This window comes from Marinobacter segnicrescens, assembly GCF_900111555.1.
Classification (GTDB): domain Bacteria; phylum Pseudomonadota; class Gammaproteobacteria; order Pseudomonadales; family Oleiphilaceae; genus Marinobacter; species Marinobacter segnicrescens.
Genome location: NZ_FOHZ01000003.1, coordinates 1 through 16,968 on the forward strand (window position 1 = coordinate 1; position 16,968 = coordinate 16,968).

At 57.9% G+C, this 16,968-nt stretch carries 13 protein-coding genes and 2 pseudogenes; 9 read left to right on the top strand and 6 right to left on the bottom strand.

The genetic code is table 11. From position 1 onward, the window contains the following. A partial coding sequence (locus BM036_RS20065) for a helix-turn-helix domain-containing protein (protein WP_177185990.1) occupies positions 1 to 190 on the bottom strand: 190 nt, incomplete at its 3' end. A 255-nt stretch (positions 191 to 445) separates the two neighbouring features. On the opposite strand from BM036_RS20065, the gene BM036_RS04190 reads away from it, so the two are divergent. From BM036_RS04190 to BM036_RS04215, 6 genes and pseudogenes are all read left to right on the top strand, one after another. After that, positions 446 to 910, top strand: a complete 465-nt coding sequence (locus BM036_RS04190) for a hypothetical protein (RefSeq protein ID WP_091848992.1) — start codon at positions 446 to 448, stop codon at positions 908 to 910. Continuing rightward, complete coding sequence (locus BM036_RS04195) at positions 910 to 1,938, top strand: serine/threonine-protein kinase (protein ID WP_091848993.1); 1,029 nt, start codon at positions 910 to 912, stop codon at positions 1,936 to 1,938. The genes BM036_RS04190 and BM036_RS04195 overlap by 1 nt, the downstream gene beginning before the upstream one ends. 240 nt (positions 1,939 to 2,178) lie before the next feature. Beyond that, positions 2,179 to 3,722 (top strand): annotated as a pseudogene (locus tag BM036_RS04200) (IS3 family transposase). A 187-nt stretch (positions 3,723 to 3,909) separates the two neighbouring features. Continuing rightward, positions 3,910 to 4,092 (top strand): annotated as a pseudogene (locus BM036_RS04205) (NAD(P)/FAD-dependent oxidoreductase); the annotation flags it as partial. A gap of 417 nt (positions 4,093 to 4,509) precedes the next feature. Next, positions 4,510 to 5,574 carry an AraC family transcriptional regulator gene (locus BM036_RS04210; RefSeq protein ID WP_091848994.1) on the top strand — a complete coding sequence of 355 codons (1,065 nt, stop codon included), beginning with the start codon at positions 4,510 to 4,512 and terminating at the stop codon, positions 5,572 to 5,574. Further along, the gene (locus BM036_RS04215; RefSeq protein ID WP_091848995.1) at positions 5,571 to 6,434 is read left to right on the top strand and encodes a lipase secretion chaperone; all 864 of its coding nucleotides are present in this window, start codon (positions 5,571 to 5,573) and stop codon (positions 6,432 to 6,434) included. The genes BM036_RS04210 and BM036_RS04215 overlap by 4 nt, the downstream gene beginning before the upstream one ends. A gap of 33 nt (positions 6,435 to 6,467) precedes the next feature. Here the strand turns inward: BM036_RS04215 and BM036_RS04220 are convergent, their stop codons facing one another. Together BM036_RS04220 and BM036_RS04225 are read right to left on the bottom strand one after the other, a co-directional pair. Beyond that, entirely contained in the window at positions 6,468 to 9,530 is a 3,063-nt protein-coding gene (locus tag BM036_RS04220) for an efflux RND transporter permease subunit (protein WP_091848996.1), read from the bottom strand. A 3-nt stretch (positions 9,531 to 9,533) separates the two neighbouring features. After that, positions 9,534 to 10,613, bottom strand: coding sequence for an efflux RND transporter periplasmic adaptor subunit (locus tag BM036_RS04225; protein WP_091848997.1), 1,080 nt, complete (start codon positions 10,611 to 10,613; stop codon positions 9,534 to 9,536). A gap of 194 nt (positions 10,614 to 10,807) precedes the next feature. Between BM036_RS04225 and BM036_RS04230 the strand changes: the two genes are divergently transcribed. Further along, entirely contained in the window at positions 10,808 to 12,106 is a 1,299-nt protein-coding gene (locus BM036_RS04230) for a nitrate- and nitrite sensing domain-containing protein (RefSeq protein WP_091848998.1), read from the top strand. Between the two features lie 24 nt (positions 12,107 to 12,130). Here BM036_RS04230 and BM036_RS04235 read toward each other — a convergent pair whose 3' ends face one another. The 3 genes from BM036_RS04235 to BM036_RS04245 all read right to left on the bottom strand — a co-directional run bounded on the left by BM036_RS04235 (position 12,131) and on the right by BM036_RS04245 (position 15,482). Continuing rightward, a complete protein-coding gene (locus tag BM036_RS04235) occupies positions 12,131 to 13,201 on the bottom strand; it encodes a proline racemase family protein (protein ID WP_091848999.1) in 1,071 nt (356 codons plus the stop codon). After that, the gene (locus BM036_RS04240) at positions 13,188 to 14,300 is read right to left on the bottom strand and encodes an alcohol dehydrogenase family protein (RefSeq protein ID WP_091849000.1); all 1,113 of its coding nucleotides are present in this window, start codon (positions 14,298 to 14,300) and stop codon (positions 13,188 to 13,190) included. Before BM036_RS04240 ends, BM036_RS04235 begins: the two co-directional genes overlap by 14 nt. A 66-nt stretch (positions 14,301 to 14,366) precedes the next feature. Next, positions 14,367 to 15,482, bottom strand: a complete 1,116-nt coding sequence (locus BM036_RS04245) for an AI-2E family transporter (protein ID WP_091849001.1) — start codon at positions 15,480 to 15,482, stop codon at positions 14,367 to 14,369. Between the two features lie 99 nt (positions 15,483 to 15,581). On the opposite strand from BM036_RS04245, the gene BM036_RS04250 reads away from it, so the two are divergent. Further along, entirely contained in the window at positions 15,582 to 16,025 is a 444-nt protein-coding gene (locus tag BM036_RS04250) for an SRPBCC family protein (RefSeq protein WP_091849002.1), read from the top strand. Positions 16,026 to 16,122: 97 nt separating this feature from the next. After that, positions 16,123 to 16,923 (top strand): oxygen-binding di-iron domain-containing protein, encoded by an 801-nt coding sequence (locus tag BM036_RS04255; protein ID WP_091849003.1) that lies wholly within the window; start codon positions 16,123 to 16,125, stop codon positions 16,921 to 16,923. Positions 16,924 to 16,968 lie beyond the last annotated feature (45 nt).

Sequence of the window (16,968 nt, forward strand, 5' to 3'; positions counted from 1 at the left end):
GTTGCCCGGGTCTTGGTGCATCCTGAAGACCGCTCAGGCCCTGTTCGGTGTAACGATTACGCCACTTGAATACCGTGGCCGTCGTGGTTCCCAGTCGCTCAGCAACGACTTTGGGTGATTCACCGGCATTCAGGGCCAAAACGATTCGCGCTCGCAGAACGAGATTCTGACTCAGCGTGCTTGTTCGCAACCAGCTTTCCAACTCCAGTTGATCGTTTACCGTAAGATTAAAGGGAGCTGGTTTCCGGGCCAAAACAGAGTCTCCAAACTCGTGAATAATAGCTCGAATTATAGCATATATGCGCTTAGGAAATACCCGGACGGAACACTAGCTTGTCTTCATCGCCAGGGCATACACGGCTAATAATGTGGTCAACGGGACGCCAATTACCACCGGCCTTGGGATTTTCAGAGCAAAAGTTCGAATCGGTAAGGGTTGATAAGAATGAATATATTAGGAATTAGAGTCGAACCAAAGAAAACCACTTTTGTTGTGCTAAGGAAGACTGATGGGCAGTTTGAGGTAATAAACAGTGAAGTGATAAAGGTCCCGTCTGCCTTAGACTTTCCAGAAAAACTTAAGTATATAAGGAATTGTGTTCTTGATATATTGCGAGAATACTCAATATGTTATGCCGGAATCCGCGTGGCTGAAGCTAATACCCAAAACCTTGATATAACGAGACTCCATATTGAAGGCGTTGTCCAAGAAGCATTTTCCAGCAGCGATGTTAGTAGTTATTTTACTGGCCGGAAGACGTCAATAGCTGCGAGGCTTAATCTAAAGTCGAAACAGCTCGAAGCGGTTTTTAAGGGCGAGCGACGTTTTAACGTTATTGTAAACTGGAATATCCTTTCTCAGAAAAACTTAAGGGAAGCTGCATTGGTAGCGATAGGGGCTGTTTCGTAATGTTTCCATACCAAAAAGCACAAGTTTCATTCCAAAAAATAGAAGAAATTGGATTTGAGGGACAAAACTCGAAAGTTTACAGGGCACATGATGAATATTTGGATGCGGAGTTGGTGATTAAAGAAGTTGAAAAGAAAGATGGTTTTAGCGCCCACGAGTATTTCTCAGAAGCGCGGACTTTATATAAGAGCTCACACCCTAACGTAGTTCAAGTAAGTTATGCTTGTGAAGATGACAAAAGGATTTACGTCGCCTCTCCATTTTATAAAAATGGATCTTTGAATAAGCGGATGCAAGATAGATTTCTAACTGTAAGAGAAATCATACGTTACTCAACGCATGCGCTTAATGGTTTGCACAACGTTCACTCAAAGGGCTTGATACACTTTGATGTAAAGCCAGATAACATTCTAATATCAGATCGAAACGAAGCTCTACTAGCAGATTTTGGATTAACTCAGGTTATGGATGAAGAAGGTATAGCCAAACAGCCCATGCTATATATTAAGCAAATGCCGCCAGAAGTTTTCGGTAATCGAGAGAAGGAATTTGACAATAGATTTGACATATACCAAATGGGGCTCACCATGTACCGGATGTGTGTGGGAAACAGCGCCTTCTATGAGCAATTCTCCGTATATAATGATGGAGACAAATTTGCCAAAGATGTCAGGGATGGGAAGTTCCCTGATAGAAAGGCTTACCCACTACATATCCCTAAGAAGCTTCAGCGTGTTATAAACAAATGTTTGAGGCCAGATCCTGGAGATAGGTATGGCGCAGCTATTGAGGTGGTTAATGCCATAGCTGAAATTGATGGGACAATCCTTCATTGGAGGTATTTGCCGTCCGATCAGGGACATAAATGGGAGCAAGAGCTTGACGGTGTGTTAAAGTCTATTAGCATAGATGGTAGGCGAACATCTCTGGCATACCGTCATCGCGTAAACTCTCCGGTACGTAGAGTTCAGGCTTTTTGTAAGCCGAATATCACGGACGCTGAGATCATAGAGTTTCTTGAGCAATGAAAAAGACAAAACGCAATAAAAATAAAGGGTTATTGACGAGATCAGAGCTCGTCAATAATCGGCGTTCGTCTCCATGTCGAGACAAACTCCCCCCCTTGCGAAAAGGAATGTTCGATGAGATGAAGGGGGTTAACCTCCGTTCACGCCAGTTCATCGACTTTTCCCCCCCTCTGTCAAGGTAGTTGGAACCTCACCCGATGTTAGACTCTCTAAATAAAGTGGGGCGAGACAGAGGTTTTCATGAAGTATTCTCCATGGCGCCGCGAAGCGATCCTGCGTAAATTACTTCCACCCAATAACCGGCCTGTGGCCGAAGTGGCGGAAGAAGAAGGCATATCTGATGCCACGCTGTATAACTGGCGCAGTAAAGCCCGCAAAGAAGGGAAACTGTTGCCAGATCATGGTTCAAACCCGGAGGGATGGAGCTCCCGGGACAAATTCAACGCCGTACTTGAGACTGCCGCACTGAGCGAGTCGGAAGTGGGTGAATACTGCCGAAAACGTGGCCTTTATCCTGAGCAGATTCACCGTTGGCGCCAGAGTTGTGAAACCGCTAACGATCGCGATGAGAAGGTTGAACAGCGTTCTCGCGAAGCGGTCAAGCAGGAGAAAAAGCGTACTCGCCAGCTGGAGCGTGAGCTCAAACGCAAAGAAGCCGCACTGGCAGAAACGGCTGCGCTGCTGACCCTGCGAAAAAAGGCCCAGGCGATCTGGGGGGACGAGGACGACTGACCAGTGCCCTGGATCGCCAGCGTGCCGTGCAGCTGGTCGATGAGGCGCGAACCGATGGTGCGCGCCTGAAAAGCGCCTGTGCCGACCTGGGTATTGGCACCAACACGTACCGCCGCTGGAAAGCTGGCGGTAAGGACGGTCGGCCCGGTGCGCCCAAACAGACGCCGTCTCACGCACTTACTGCCATGGAGAAAGCGATGATCCTGGCCGTTTGCCACCAATCCGATTATGCCAGCTTACCGCCGTCTCAGGTTGTGCCGTTGCTGATGGACGACCATGGGTGGTACATCGCCTCGGAATCGTCGTTCTATCGCGTTCTGAGCGAGCACAACGAGAACCATCGCCGAGGTGCCCGTCACTCCGGGCGAGTCGGTCCGCCACGCCGTCACGAGGCCACCAGACCGAATCAGGTCTGGTGCTGGGACGTGACCTACCTGAAGTCGACCGTTCGGGGGCGATTCTTCTACCTGTACTTTATGCTCGATGTGTACAGCCGCAAAATCGTTGGTGCTGAAGTGTTCGACGCGGAAAACGCGGCCAACAGCGAAGTGGTATTGCGAAAGGCACTGCTGCGCGAGGGCTGCGTAAACAACCCACCGGTGGTGCATTCTGATAACGGCAGCGCCATGAAAGGCGGCACCCTGCCGGCCACCTTCGAAAAGCTGGGGGTTAAGCCGTCTTACAGTCGACCGCGAGTGTCCAATGACAACGCCTATATCGAGTCGCTGTTCGGTACTGTCAAGCAACGCCCGGAGTACCCGCCAGAGGGCTTTGAGAGCCTGCAATTGGCTCGTGACTGGGCGAACTCATTCATCCGGTGGTACAACAAGGAACATCGCCACAGCGCGATCCGTTACGTAACTCCGGCGGATCGCCATGATAAAAAAGATGCTGACATCCTGGCGAGCCGAAAAATGACGTTGCTTAAAGCCCGAAACAAGAATCCTGGCCGTTGGTCAGCCGGTATTCGCAACTGCGACCCCGTGGGAGCGGTGTGGTTAAACCCACTACCCGAGGAGCAAACTGTTAAAGAGCAGTGCGTGGCTCATTAGAGCCGACAGGAATCAAGTTCCAACTACCTTGACAGACGACGTTCCGAAACGCCGCAATCCTAACCAGTGAATTAATTCGACCAATTTTCCGTTGGCTCTCCAAATTGGCCTCTTATTCAGTGCGTTATCCTGCCATCCGAATGTTCGCTATGCGACCATTTTTGACAACTTTCTGAGATGTGTTCGGAAAACAGCCGAAGTGACGCTGGGAGGGGTTGATACCCGCCAGTTGTCTTCGAAAACAATGGCGGCGAATGACGTACCCGGGCTGTTCTTTATTGGTGAAGTGGTCGATGTTACCGGGCACCTTGGCGGTCACAATTTTCAGTGGGCCTGGGCATCGGGGGTCGCTGCGGGAAACATTGCCTGACAATTACCCCCCGGCCGATGGCGACGGTGATCGCGATCTGTTAGCGCGACATTCCTCTGAGGGCCACATTTTGCGGGTCCTGTCATACGAGACGGTACCGATCTCACCCTACTATGCAGAAGGTTGGGTAACCGGTACCAGATTCCCTGCCGGTTTCAGCCGTCTGAACAACCAACCACACGCCACTAAGCAAAGTACTCAGAAATCCGGGGTTTATATAACCGCATTGCGCGCCCCTGAGTAGCGCCCCTACGTGGCTGGGCCAGTGCTTTTCTCATTCCATAACGCGAATGGTTTTTTGTTAAGGGGTTCCTGTTACCCCCGTGCGAATGACGGCACACTACAAACAACGGTTACAACAGCAGTACAAAAACGCCATTGACAAAATTCCAATGACAACAAGAGGGGTTCTACATCATGGACTTCAATGCCAGAGTGATCCCGCTCCACCTCCACCCCCTGGGCTTTATTGAAGTATTCACCCGCCACGGCGCGGACCTGGCAGACCTGCTAAGGGGCACGGGCATTTCGCCGGCGATGTTCGAGATGCAGGACATCCGGATCAGCTATCTGCAGCAACAGGCACTTGTGCGCAACGGCATTCAGCAGTGCCGGAAGCCGGGCCTGGGCCTGATTACAGGGATGGAACTGGACTGGAGTTTCTGGGGCACACTGGGCTACACGATCCATTCGAGCCCCAGCCTCAAGGACGCCGGCGAGGCCTTCCGCCGATACCTGGTAATAGCCCAACCCTACTATGCCCTTATGGTGTCACGCCCCACCACCTACATTGACTGCAACCGGCGAGTAGTGGATCCACTCGAGTATGCCGCTGACGAGGCCTACGACGACGATATTCGCCAGTTTACCCTCGAATTCCGCGTGGCCATGACGTCACGGCTCTGGACGCTTTGCGGGAATCCCGCAGCCAGGGATACTGATGTGCATGTCACCCTGGACTATCCCGAGCCTGGCCATGTGGAGCTATACAGCCAACTGCCCTGCAAGTCCGTCACTTTCGGCGCTGACAAGACCGCCATATCCGCCGACTACAGCTATGTCATCAAACCTTTCCGCCCATACCGCCGCCGGGCCTGGCGAAAGCTTATCCAGCAGTGTGAACAGGAGCTGAACCAGGCACCGGTGGATATCACCTTTACTGACCGGGTGCGCTGGCATATCCGGGCTCACTTCAACCCCGACATCGACCTGGAACAGGTGGCCCGGGGCATGCAGATGCCCCCACGCTCCCTGACCCGGCGCCTGGCGGCGGAAAAAACCTCCTTCCGCAAACTGCTGCACTCGGTGCGTATGGAGATTGCCACCCACCAGTTGAGGTCATCCGCCCTGAGTGTGGATGAAGTGGCGGAGATTGTCGGGTTTTCCTGCGCCTCCAGCCTGCGCCGTGCGATGAAGAAGTGGTCGGGCACGACCATATCCAACATCCGGGAACGTCAGGGCATTGAGGAGCTGATGCCGTGAGCACCCGGATCCAGAAATCCCGGAAAGCCGCCCCCGAGCCTCAACGGAAAAACCGGACCGTCATGATCGGGGGCGGCGCCGCGGTGCTGGTGGTCGTAGCTGTCACCATCTGGGCCGGGGGCCAGGCCCTGATTCCCGAGCCTGCGCCTGACCCCATCCCCGAACAGGTCTCAGGGAGGAGTTTCACACCCGGGCAACCTGCCCAGCCAGCGGCCAAACCGGAAGCCCGGACGTTCTCGGAGTCCCTGTTGGCGGCAGAGACACCCGAGCAACCTGCCGAAATAGCCGACCAAAGCAATGAGGAAACGGACCTGAATATCCCGTTCCAGCTTGAGCAGGTTGCCTATGCGCTCAGCCGAGTGGACGTCGATGAGAACGGCGACCTGGTCATCAACGAAGCCGCCCAGACTGTCCTTGAGCAGGCATTCCTTGACGCCCGCGTGACCATGGACGAGCAACAACTGGAAGAACTCAAAGCGATGATCGAGGCGGGCCTGGACGGTCCGGCCGGAACCCAGGCGGTCGAGGTTGCCGAAAAATACTATCGTTACAGCAATGCGTTCCGGGAAATTTCCGACACCCTGGCAATGCGCAGTGACACGGGCTCGTTGCGCAACGACTATGAACAGGTCACCCGGCTGCGCCGAACCCACCTGGGTCCGGAGCTGGCCGAACAACTCTATGGCCGCGAGGAAAAACTGACCCGTTACACCCTTGAAGTGATGGAGATACAGGCGGATCCGGACCTGACGCCAGAGCAGCGAGCCGAGAAACAGGAAGCACTTTTTGCCCGCTACCCGGAAGTCTCGCCGGGCGACGACCTCGAAAGTGCCCCCCCGCCGGAGCAGTCCACCAACTGACCGATGGCCTGCGGTTCCGCTCTTCCCCCTGGCTCAGACCTTTTCTTTCGAAGTCCTTGATCCGGGCCCGATCACCAGCAGCACCGGCGTCAGCAGCAAGGTAAGGAACGTCGCGAAGGCCAACCCACCAGCAATGGCACTGGAAAGCTGGGTCCACCACTGGGTAGACGGGGCATTGATACCCAGGGAAGGCGTCAACAGGTCAACGTTCACTCCCAGCACCATGGGCATCAGGCCGAGTATCGTAGTGATGGCGGTGAGCAACACCGGACGCAGGCGCAGGCATCCGGTTTCCAGGGCCGCCTCCAGCGGCGCCGCCCCCTCCGAGCGCAACTGGTTGAAGGTATCAATCAGGATGATGTTGTTGTTCACCACAATCCCTGCCAGGGCAATGATGCCCATTCCCACCATGACCACACCGAAGGACTGGCCGTTCAGCAGCAACCCCAGCAGAACACCAGCGGTCGACAACACAATGGCCGACAGGATCAGCAGGGTCTGGTAAAGGGAATTGAACTGTGTCACCAGGATCAGCGTCATCAGGCAGATGGCCACCAAGAAGGCGGTCATCAGGAACTCCATCGCCCGGCGCTGCTCCTCATCTTCACCACCAAAGCTGACCTGGACCTGATCCGGCGGCTCCGGCAACCGGGATCGCAGGGCCTCCAACTGGGCGTTGGCGTTGAAGCCAGGCCGCACGTCCGCCTTCACCGTAATCGCCCGTTCCCCATCCAGCCGCGAAATGGTACCGGTCTTGGGTGCCGGCTCCAGGGTCACAAACTGGGACAGGGGCACCTGCCCCCTGGAGGTATTGAGTGTCTGTCGCTCGAGCTGATCCAGCTCCCGCCACGCTCTCGGTACCCGTACGGCAATATCCACTTCATCCCGCACGTCCGCCGGGCGGTAGGTGGCCAGCACCAGGCCATTGGTGACCAGGCGCACTGAGCTGCCGATGCTGGCCACGTCGGTACCAAAACGGGAAGCCGCTTCCCGATCCACTTCGAGCCGCCATTCGATGCCCGGCAGGCTGCGGTCGTCCTCAACGTCCACAAATCCGCCCGTCTCTTCCATCGCAGCCCTCAGCCAGGTCACATAGTCGTCCAGCTTTCCATAGTCCTGGCCGGTCACCATGATCTCCACGGGTTTGCCGCCACCAGGCCCCTCCTCCTGCTGACGGAACTCCAGCACAATGCCCGGGATATCCGCCGTCATTTCCCGGAAATCTGCGAGAATCTCCGACGCGGGCCGACGCTCATCCCATTCGGTAAAGCGGAACTGCAGGGTACCGATCACGTCGGGCGCCATCTGCTCACCGGCACTGACCATAGAGCGGCCATACAGGGAAGACACCTCTGGTGACCCTGCCAGTCGCTTTTCTACCTCGCGCACAATGGCGTCCCGCTCGTGAATGGACAGGTCGCCCCGGGCACGGACCTGCACCTGCGCAGATTCCGGTTCAACCTCAGGGAAAAACTCCACACCATGGTTGAAAGTGCCGTAGGCCCATCCGATCGCCCCGACAATGACCAACGCACCCAACAGCGTGGTGCCCGGGAACCGCAGCAGCCTCGACAGCACCTTGCGATAACCCTTCACAAACACACCTTCACCCGAGGTTTCCCGCCGGCGCCTGCCACCGCTGACACCCCCCATGACCGGCAGGAACACCAGCGCCATGGCGAGGGAGGCCGTCAGGCAGATGATGACGGTGATGGGCAGGTACTTCATGAACTCGCCCACTGTATCGGGCCAGAACAGCAGCGGCACAAACACCGCAAGGGTAGTGGCGGTAGAAGCGATTACCGGCCAGGCCATGCGACTGGCGGCCTCAGCCCATGCCTTGCGTGGCGACATGCCCTCGGACAGGTTTCTGTCGGCCAGCTCGGACACCACGATAGCGCCGTCCACCAGCATCCCGGCCACCAGGATGAGGCTGAACAACACCACGATGTTCATGGTGTAACCCATTCCCCAGATCACCAGGATACCACTCAGAAATGCCCCGGGAATCGTGATACCCACCAGCGCAGCAGACCTCGGGCCCATGGCTGCAATCACCACAATGACCACCAGCACGATGGCCGTTAGCACGTTATTGAGCAGGTCCGAAAGAATATCCCTGACATCTTCGGACTGATCCATGGTGTAGCGGACCTCCAGTTCCTCCGGCAGCCGTGGGGCAGCGGCGTCCATCAGGCCCCGTACCTGGGCCACGGTTTCCAGGATATTGGCGCCGGCACGCTTGGAAACTTCCAGCACTACGGCCGGTTCGCCATTGATACGAGCAAAGCCGGTGGGGTCCTTGAAGGTACGCTGCAGCATCGCCACATCGCCAAACGTCACCACCCGGTCACCACTGACCTTGACCGGCATAGCCATCACGTCTTCGACATCTTCCACCACGCCGGGCACCTTGATGGCCATGCGACCCTGGCCGGTATCCAGGCTACCCGCAGCAACAAGCTGATTGTTACGGCGCACCAGGGTCGCCAACTGGTCATAGTCCACCCCGTAACTTTCCAGGACCTGGGGGTTGACCACGATTTCAAGAAGGTCTTCGCGGTCACCGCCGATTTCCACCTCGAGTACTTCAGGGATGCCCTCAATGGCCTCCTGGAGCTCCCTGGCGATGGTGATCAGCTCCCGCTCAGACAGCGGCCCGGACAGGCCAATCGAAAGGATCGGGAACAGGGAAACGTTGATTTCCTGCACGGAGGGCTCGTCGGCCTCGGTGGGCAGCTCGGTCTGGGCGGCGTCCACTTTTTCCCGCACATCCTGCAGCGCCTGGTCCGGGTCAAAGCCGGCATCGAACTCCAGGACAACGGAGGCATAGCCTTCGGCGGCGGTACCGCGCATTTCCTTGATGCCTTCCAGCGAGCGCAGCTCCTGCTCCAGGGGCCGCACCAGTAATCGCTCTGCGTCCTCCGGACTCACACCCTCGAGGGAGACAGAGACGTAGATCATGGGGATGGTGACGTCGGGGTTGGATTCCTTGGGAATCGAATTGAATGCCGCAAGCCCACCGAGCAACAGGAAGCTCAGTAATAGAAGGGTTGTGCGGCTACGGTCCATGGCCGCATGGATCAGCGCGCGCATGGATCAGCCCTCCGGGTCTGCGGGAATCGGCAGGACTTCCTGGCCGTGGGCAACGAAGCCCCCTCCACGGGTGATCAGCTGCACCGGAAAGTCGATGCCGCTGACCCATGCCCCGCTGGTACTGACACTGAGCAGATCCACCTGACTGAACGCGACCCGGTTGTCCCCGTTGACATGAAGGATCCCCGGACGTCCGTCCGGGCCCAGACTAAGCAAGGCAGGTGACAGGTACAGCGCCTGCCGGGAAGGCTGCCGGATGGCAACGCTGGCGCTGCCGCCGGCGATGCGCAACCTGTCGGGATTCTGAACCCTTGCCTCAATGCGGAAACTGCGGGTTTCCGGGTCGGCGGCACTGGCAATAAAGGTCAGTTTGCCCTCCAGCTCGCGACCATCCAGCAGACTCACAGTGACCGGCTGGCCGGGTGACAGTTGCCCCACCTGTTGCTGGGGTACAAAGCCGGAAACCTTCAACGGGTCGACCTGTACAAGTTCGACCAGCGGTTCCCCCGCCTGGACCAGGGTTCCGGTCTCGACCTGGCGGTCGTTGACGACACCATCAAACGGCGCCCGGGGCTCCAGGTAGGTCATGGCAAGGTTCGCCTGGCGCAGTTCCGCCCGGGCCGAAGCAAGCTCGCTCTCCAGTCTCAGCTTTTCAGACTCGGATACCAGCCTGTCAGAGCGCAGGCGATCAGCTGCCGCCAGCTCTGCTTCCAGCTGACGAACCCGGGCCCGGGCACCAGCAACGGCGGCGGGCCGGTCATCTTCGGAGAGCACCAGCAGGCGATCTCCGCGGCTTACCTCATCGCCAAGCTCGACATCCAGTTGCTCGACTTCGCCACTGAGTCGCGCGCTGACCTCGAGGCGACGCCAGGCTTCAACCTGGCCCTGTATACGCACGGCAGGCTCAAAGGTGGTTGCATGACGTTGTTCCACCTCCACCATCGGAAGTCCGCTGGCTTCTTCATTACGCGGCTCCGGCGCGCTGTCTTCTGACGACCGGATATCCCCTGTGGCCAGCCAGACGATCAGGGCCACCATAACCAGGACCGACAGTCCGGCAGAGCTCCATCTGAACTTCGACATACCCGTACTCACTCCCTGATATGGAAAAATCGCTGCGCTGACTTTTCGCTGAAAATTCAGGCATTTTTACAGAAAGCAGGACCCGGTTCAAACGATCGTTTGCCTGGTTGCCGGATAACCACTTACCACACTGGCCCGCAACTTGCTGTCCTCTCATTACGATGACAGGCCAATTTCCAGGGAGGCACAACGCCATGGCCAGCGCTTCGCTGAATACCAAGCCTCACCGACGCCCCCGTGCGTCAGACTACCTGATTGCATCAAAGCGTTGTGAACTGGGAAACCTAGAGCGCTTTTTGCAGATGGGCAAGCTGATACTCAGCGCCGGCAACCTGATTCACAGGCTCCAGCGCGAACGGGGCGCCAGCAATGTTTTCCTCGGCTCTGGTGGGACCCGGTTTTCAGGCGAACTGGAAGCGATGATCCGCGACAGTGACCAGCAGCAGACAGCGTTCGAGCGGGAACTGATGGAAATCCAGGGCGAACTCACCCTTCACCCCACCAGCACCAGCTTGCTCAATTCCATTGCCGCGGCACTTCACGGGCTCGAATCCATGCCCGATCTGCGCCATGGGATTCGCCGCCTTGAGATCTCCGCTGAAACTGCCATACACGCCTACATCGATCGGATCCGGCACTTGCTGACTGTCGTCTTTGATGCGGCGGAGACCGTGGTAGACCCTGCCATAGCCGGTATGCTCGTGGCCCTGGTCAACCTGATGCAGGGCAAGGAGCTGGCCGGGCAGGAGCGAGCCTGGGGAGCGCTGGGGTTCTCCCGCGGCAGGTTCGACCCTGCCCTGTCCCGGCGCATCACGCACCTTATCGATGCACAGGAGCAGTCATTCGTTGTATTCGGACAGTTTGCAGTCCCGGATCTGCTGGCCCTCTGGAAGGGGCACCACCTTGAGCCCTACTGGCAGGAGCTGCAACCCCTGCGAGGGCTGGCCTGCTCGGCAGGGCGCTACCGGCCGCTGGATGCGAAGCTGGCTGAACAGTGGTTCGCACTGATGACCCGTCGTATTGACCAGCTCAAGGACCTGGAAGACCGGATGGAAGATCACTTCCATCGGCGGTGCATTGAACGGTATACCGAAGCCCGGAATGCCCTTGCCCATGAGGAGAAACTCACGGAAAGCCTGGATGAATCCGGCTACGCACCACAGCCTGTCCTGGTGATCTGCGGCACCAGCCACCCTGACCGCGCCGGCAACTTTACCCACTCTGAGGCTGGTCGCATACTGGGCCGCTCGATCATGGACCTTGTCCGGCAACAGGCCCGGAGACTGGACCAGGTCAACCAGGAGCTGAACCGGTCGCGGGAAGCCCTGGAGGATCGCAGGGCCATCGGCAAAGCCGCGGAGCTGCTGATGCAGCACCAGCAGGTTGGCGAAGACGAAGCCCACAAACAGCTGCGTAAGCTGGCAATGGACCAGGGTCGCAAATTGCCCGAGGTAGCGCGTTCGGTAATCTCCATGTCCGGGCTACTGCGCTGACCACTCCGCACCGAACACAGGGCATCAGGCCGCCGGTCCGGAATCGAGTACGCCCTCCAGGTCGGACACATCTACCAGCGGGTCATCCAGGTCCAGCAACACTTCTGAGCGGGCCAGGGTCCAGGCACGGCCGGTAATATCCGTATTCACAGCGCGGTAGTGGCTGACCGCTGCCTCACCCAGCAAACGGCCCAGGAATGCGCTACCCTTCGGGGAAACCGTCTCCAGGGTCTCTCCCTTGCGCAGCTGGCCATTTTCATACATCAATGCCATTCTCGCTGATGTTCCGGTCCCGGTGGGACTGCGGCAGATCACACCGGGATGCACATAGGTGGCAGAACGTGAACGGAAACCGCCCTCTACCGGTTCCAGGGGGCCCATAAAGTGGGCGAAGGGCAAGGGACCAACGCCTCCCAGTTCCGGGTGCTGGTCGGTCACTAAGGGCCTGGCGGCTTCTACCAGGGCAAGTCCAAACTCAGCCATACGGCCTGTTTCTCCGGGCATCAGCGCAAAGCCAAGGGACTCTGCGTCCACCAGGGCAAAGTAGGCGCCACTCCAGACAAGGTCAAAACGAACCCCTCCCCAGCCGGGAACGTTCACTTTCATGTTCTGTTCACAGACAAAGGCCGGTTCACTGCGGGTCGTCACCGACTGCACCCGACCGTCCCGGTTATGGGCGGTTACCCAGGCGAGCCCCGCCGGGGATTCAAGCACCAGGGTCTGATCCCCCTCTTCCAGCGGCACTACACCGTTCTCAAGGATCGCCGCTGCGGTACAGATAGTGTTGGAACCTGAATAAAGCGGGTAGCCCATGGCTTCCATGATGATATAGCCGGCCTGGGCCTGTGGATGATCGGGTGGCACGATCAGGTCCACTGACATGTACGGGTCACCGTAGGGCTCGTTAAGCAACCAGCGGCGGAAGCCATCGCCGTGCTGCTGCAAATAACGCATCTGCTCGAGCACCGAACCGCCAGGCAAGTGACCAACGCCACGGGTAACGATCCGTGACACGTCCCCACCCGACTGCATGTCAACCAGCTCAATGGACCGGGTCCGGTGATTCGGGTGCCTGCGGAACTCAGTCACCGGCATAGGTGGCTCCTTTTTCCTCCCAGAGGCTGTCAGGTACTACCACCAGCTTGCCGATGTATTGCTTGGCCATGAACTCGGTCTGGGCCCGGTGGAAGTCGGAAAGCCGGAAGGTCCGGTCCAGCAGGGGCCGGATCCTGTTCTGTTCAATGTAGCCCAGCAGACGCTGAAAATCCTTGCGGGTCCCCTGGGATGACCCGTTCAGCTGTTGCTGCTTGAGGTACATGGTACGGAGATCCAGCTGCACCACCGGGCCACCGATAGCCCCGGCTGTCGTGTAACGCCCTTCCATCTTGAGAATACGCAGCAGGTCATTGAACATGGGACCTGCCACCAGGTCGGCGACCACATCAACGGGCGCGCCACCAACCATTCTTTCAGCCGACTCAACAAGGTCACCCTCACCACGGAAGATGACACCCTCGGCGCCGATATCTTTCAGTGCCTGCGCCTTCTCCGGCGTGGTGACTGCGTAGGGAATGGCGCCCCTCGCGCGAGCCAGCTGGATAATCGCGGAGCCAACCCCGCCGGAAGCCCCGGTCACCAGCACCCGCTCACCGGCTTTCAGCGCTGCCCGCTCCAGCATGTGCTCACCAGTCAGGTAAGCACAGCAGAACGTCGCCAGTTCGGCATCACTGAGATCAGTGTCGATAGTATGGGCGTTGTCGGAGGGAACGGCGGTGTACTCGGCGTAGCCACCGTCACGGCCATGGCCGATATAGTCAATATCGGCGAGGCTGTCGTCGCCCGGGGGACGGTTGTAGATGGAAAAGTCGACGATCACCCGCTGGCCGATTCGTTCATCCGGCACACCAGAACCGACCGCGACAATCTGGCCCACGGTATCTGTGCCCTGAATGCGCGGAAAGGTCAGGGTTGAACGCCCACGGCGCCACGTGGAGACAGACGCCGGATCGGTATCGGAACCATAGGCGCCCTCACGCACCCAGACATCCGTGTTGTTCATGCCACAGGCGCTTACCCGGATCAGTACCTCCCCCGCTGCCGGCTGTGGTACGGGCACGTCTTCCCGGTATACCAGCTTGTCCAGGCCACCGTGTCCGGTGAGCTGAACCGCTTTCATGGTGTCTGGAATGGTCATCCGTTCCTCCTCGTCATTCAATGATCGACCCAGGAATCAGGATAGTCCGCCAGAGCGTGGCTGAAATTACCGGGCGATTACCCGGTATACGGGACGAAGCCGGGGAATCTGCTTCAGTACCACCTGGATGACAGTCATCAGCGGAACCGCCAGCAGCACACCCACAGGCCCCCATAACCAGCCCCAGAAGAAAATGGCTACGAAAATGATAACGGGATTGATCGCCATTCGAAAACCATGAATCCACGGTTCAATGAAGAACCCGACCAACGAAGTGAGTACGAGATAACCGAGGGGGGCCAGTGCCATCAACCAGACCTCTTCGAGACTGGTGGCAGAAACCACAGCCAGCAAGGTGATCGTAAGGATCACACCAAGATAGGGAACAAACCGGGCAAGCCCGGCCACCAGGCCCCATACTGCTGGATCCGGCAGGCCAATGGCCCAGCACATCAGGCCAGTGGTGATGCCAATCACCAGGTTACTGATTCCGATGACACCGAGGTACTGCGCGATCTGGCTCTGTGAGTCCCTGACAATGACCAGCGCCCGACGGCGCTGACCCACGGGCAGTTGGCGGATAAAATTGTGAATCAGGCGGTCTCCGCTGACCAGCAGGAAATAGGTCAGGGCAAGCGCCAGCGCCAGGCCGACTACGCCTTTGCGGGCCTTGGTCATCAGCTGACTGCGCCAGGAGTCAGTCTGCAAGACGACCGTGGTCGGCTGCTCCCTGGCCTCGTTCTCGGCCAGGTCCTCCACTGACTCTTCCACCTTTCGCGCCGACTCGGATACCTTCTCCAGCTGAGTTCGGAAAGTGCTTTGCCCTACCAGCAGCCGGGAAACGCCCTCTGGCGCCTCCTCTGCCCATTCCAGGGCCGGGGTAACCACCGCCCAGCCAAGCCCGAGAATGCCTGCCAGCAGGGCCAGCACCAGTATCAGCGAACTGACGAAGCGGGGCACACCCAGCCGCAGGGCCCGGCTCACCATGGGCGCCAGTAACAGACTGGCCAGGATGGCCAGGATAATGGGCAACACAATCTCGTGTGCAATATAGAGCGTGTACAAAACCCCCAGGGCGAACAGGCCGTACAGCGGTGTAGAGAGGTCCCCCAACGCCTTCCAGCGGGACTCTGCAGGTTTGTCATCACCCGGTTGGGGAAATGCGGGCTCGTCCTTGTTCATGGGTTCATCCTGGATATGGGTGTGAAAGCGCGACTTTTTCTGCGCTGACTAACGGAGTAGTCTAAACGTTTAAACAATAACAATGACAGACCATTGCCTATGACCAGGTTCCGCGCCGAACTCACAGAGCAACTGCCTTTCCCGCGGGAGCAGGTTTTCCGTTTGCTCTCAGACCACAACCGCCTTGGGGAGCTGATCGGCTTGCCGGTCAGGCGCATACGTGACAGTGACCAGGCGGACCCTAACGGAACCGGATCGGTTCGCTGGATTGGCATTGGCCCGGTGGGCATTGAAGAAACCATCATTACCTTCGAACCCGATCACCTGATCGAATATACCGTGACCAGCTTCAGCGCCTTCCGTAATCACCTGGGGCGTATTCGCCTGTCAGAAACACCCGACATGTCCACGTACCTGCATTACACCGTCGATTTCGATGAGGTGATCCCCTATTCCGGCCCGACCCTGCAGGCTGCCATGCAGCGAGTGCTCAATCGGGGAGCAAGACGACTGATCGAGCGGCTACCGGAGACCGGATCTTGATCAATGTCAGCTGGTTTGACCTGACGCAATACTTCCAGGGACCCATCTCCGTATCCTGCCCGGCATTCGTTTCCGGGCTTTTTTCGAGGAGTGAGAGATGGCAGCCGAGCCCATCGTCCTGTTTGATAATGGTCACCACAAATGCCTGATGTTCGACTCGCTGGTCACTGGTGAGGGGGTTCAGTCCAATCAGTTCCTTATTGTGGACGGCGACCACGAGGCCCTGATCGACCCGGGTGGAGACCTCACCTACACGCCGCTGTCGGTGGCGGCATCACGGTACATGAATATCCGTGAGATGGACTATGTGTTCGCGTCCCACCAGGACCCGGATATTATCGGCGCCATTGACCGCTGGATCGTCCACACCCGCGCCCAGATCGTTACCTCGAAGTTGTGGGCCCGGTTCCTGCCCCACCTGGCGTCCGGTTACGTGACCAATCAGCTGGGCAGCAATGTGTTTGACCGGATCATTCCGATACCGGACCGGGGAGCCAGGGTGAAGTTCGGCGAAAGTCATATCGAGTGCCTGCCCGCCCACTTCATGCACTCGGTGGGTAACCTGCAGTTCTATGATCCCGTATCAAAAATTCTCTTCTCGGGAGACCTGGGGGCCTCGATGGGCGCAACGGAAGACCACAAACCGGTGACGGACTTCGATGCCCATATTCCGTTCATGAAGGGTTTCCATCGACGCTACATCGGTTCCCGCAAGGTGTGTGAACTGTGGGCCAACATGGTTCGGGGCATGGATGTCGCCATGATCGTGCCCCAGCATGGCAAACGCTTCGAAGGCCCGGAAATGGTTAGCCGTTTCCTGGACTGGGTATCTTCGGTGAATTGCGGTATCGACCTGATGACCCAGGAACACTACCGGCCACCGCAAGAGTTCATCTGACCCGGGAGCCGGCCACCGGCTCACCCAATCCTGACATGAACCGGA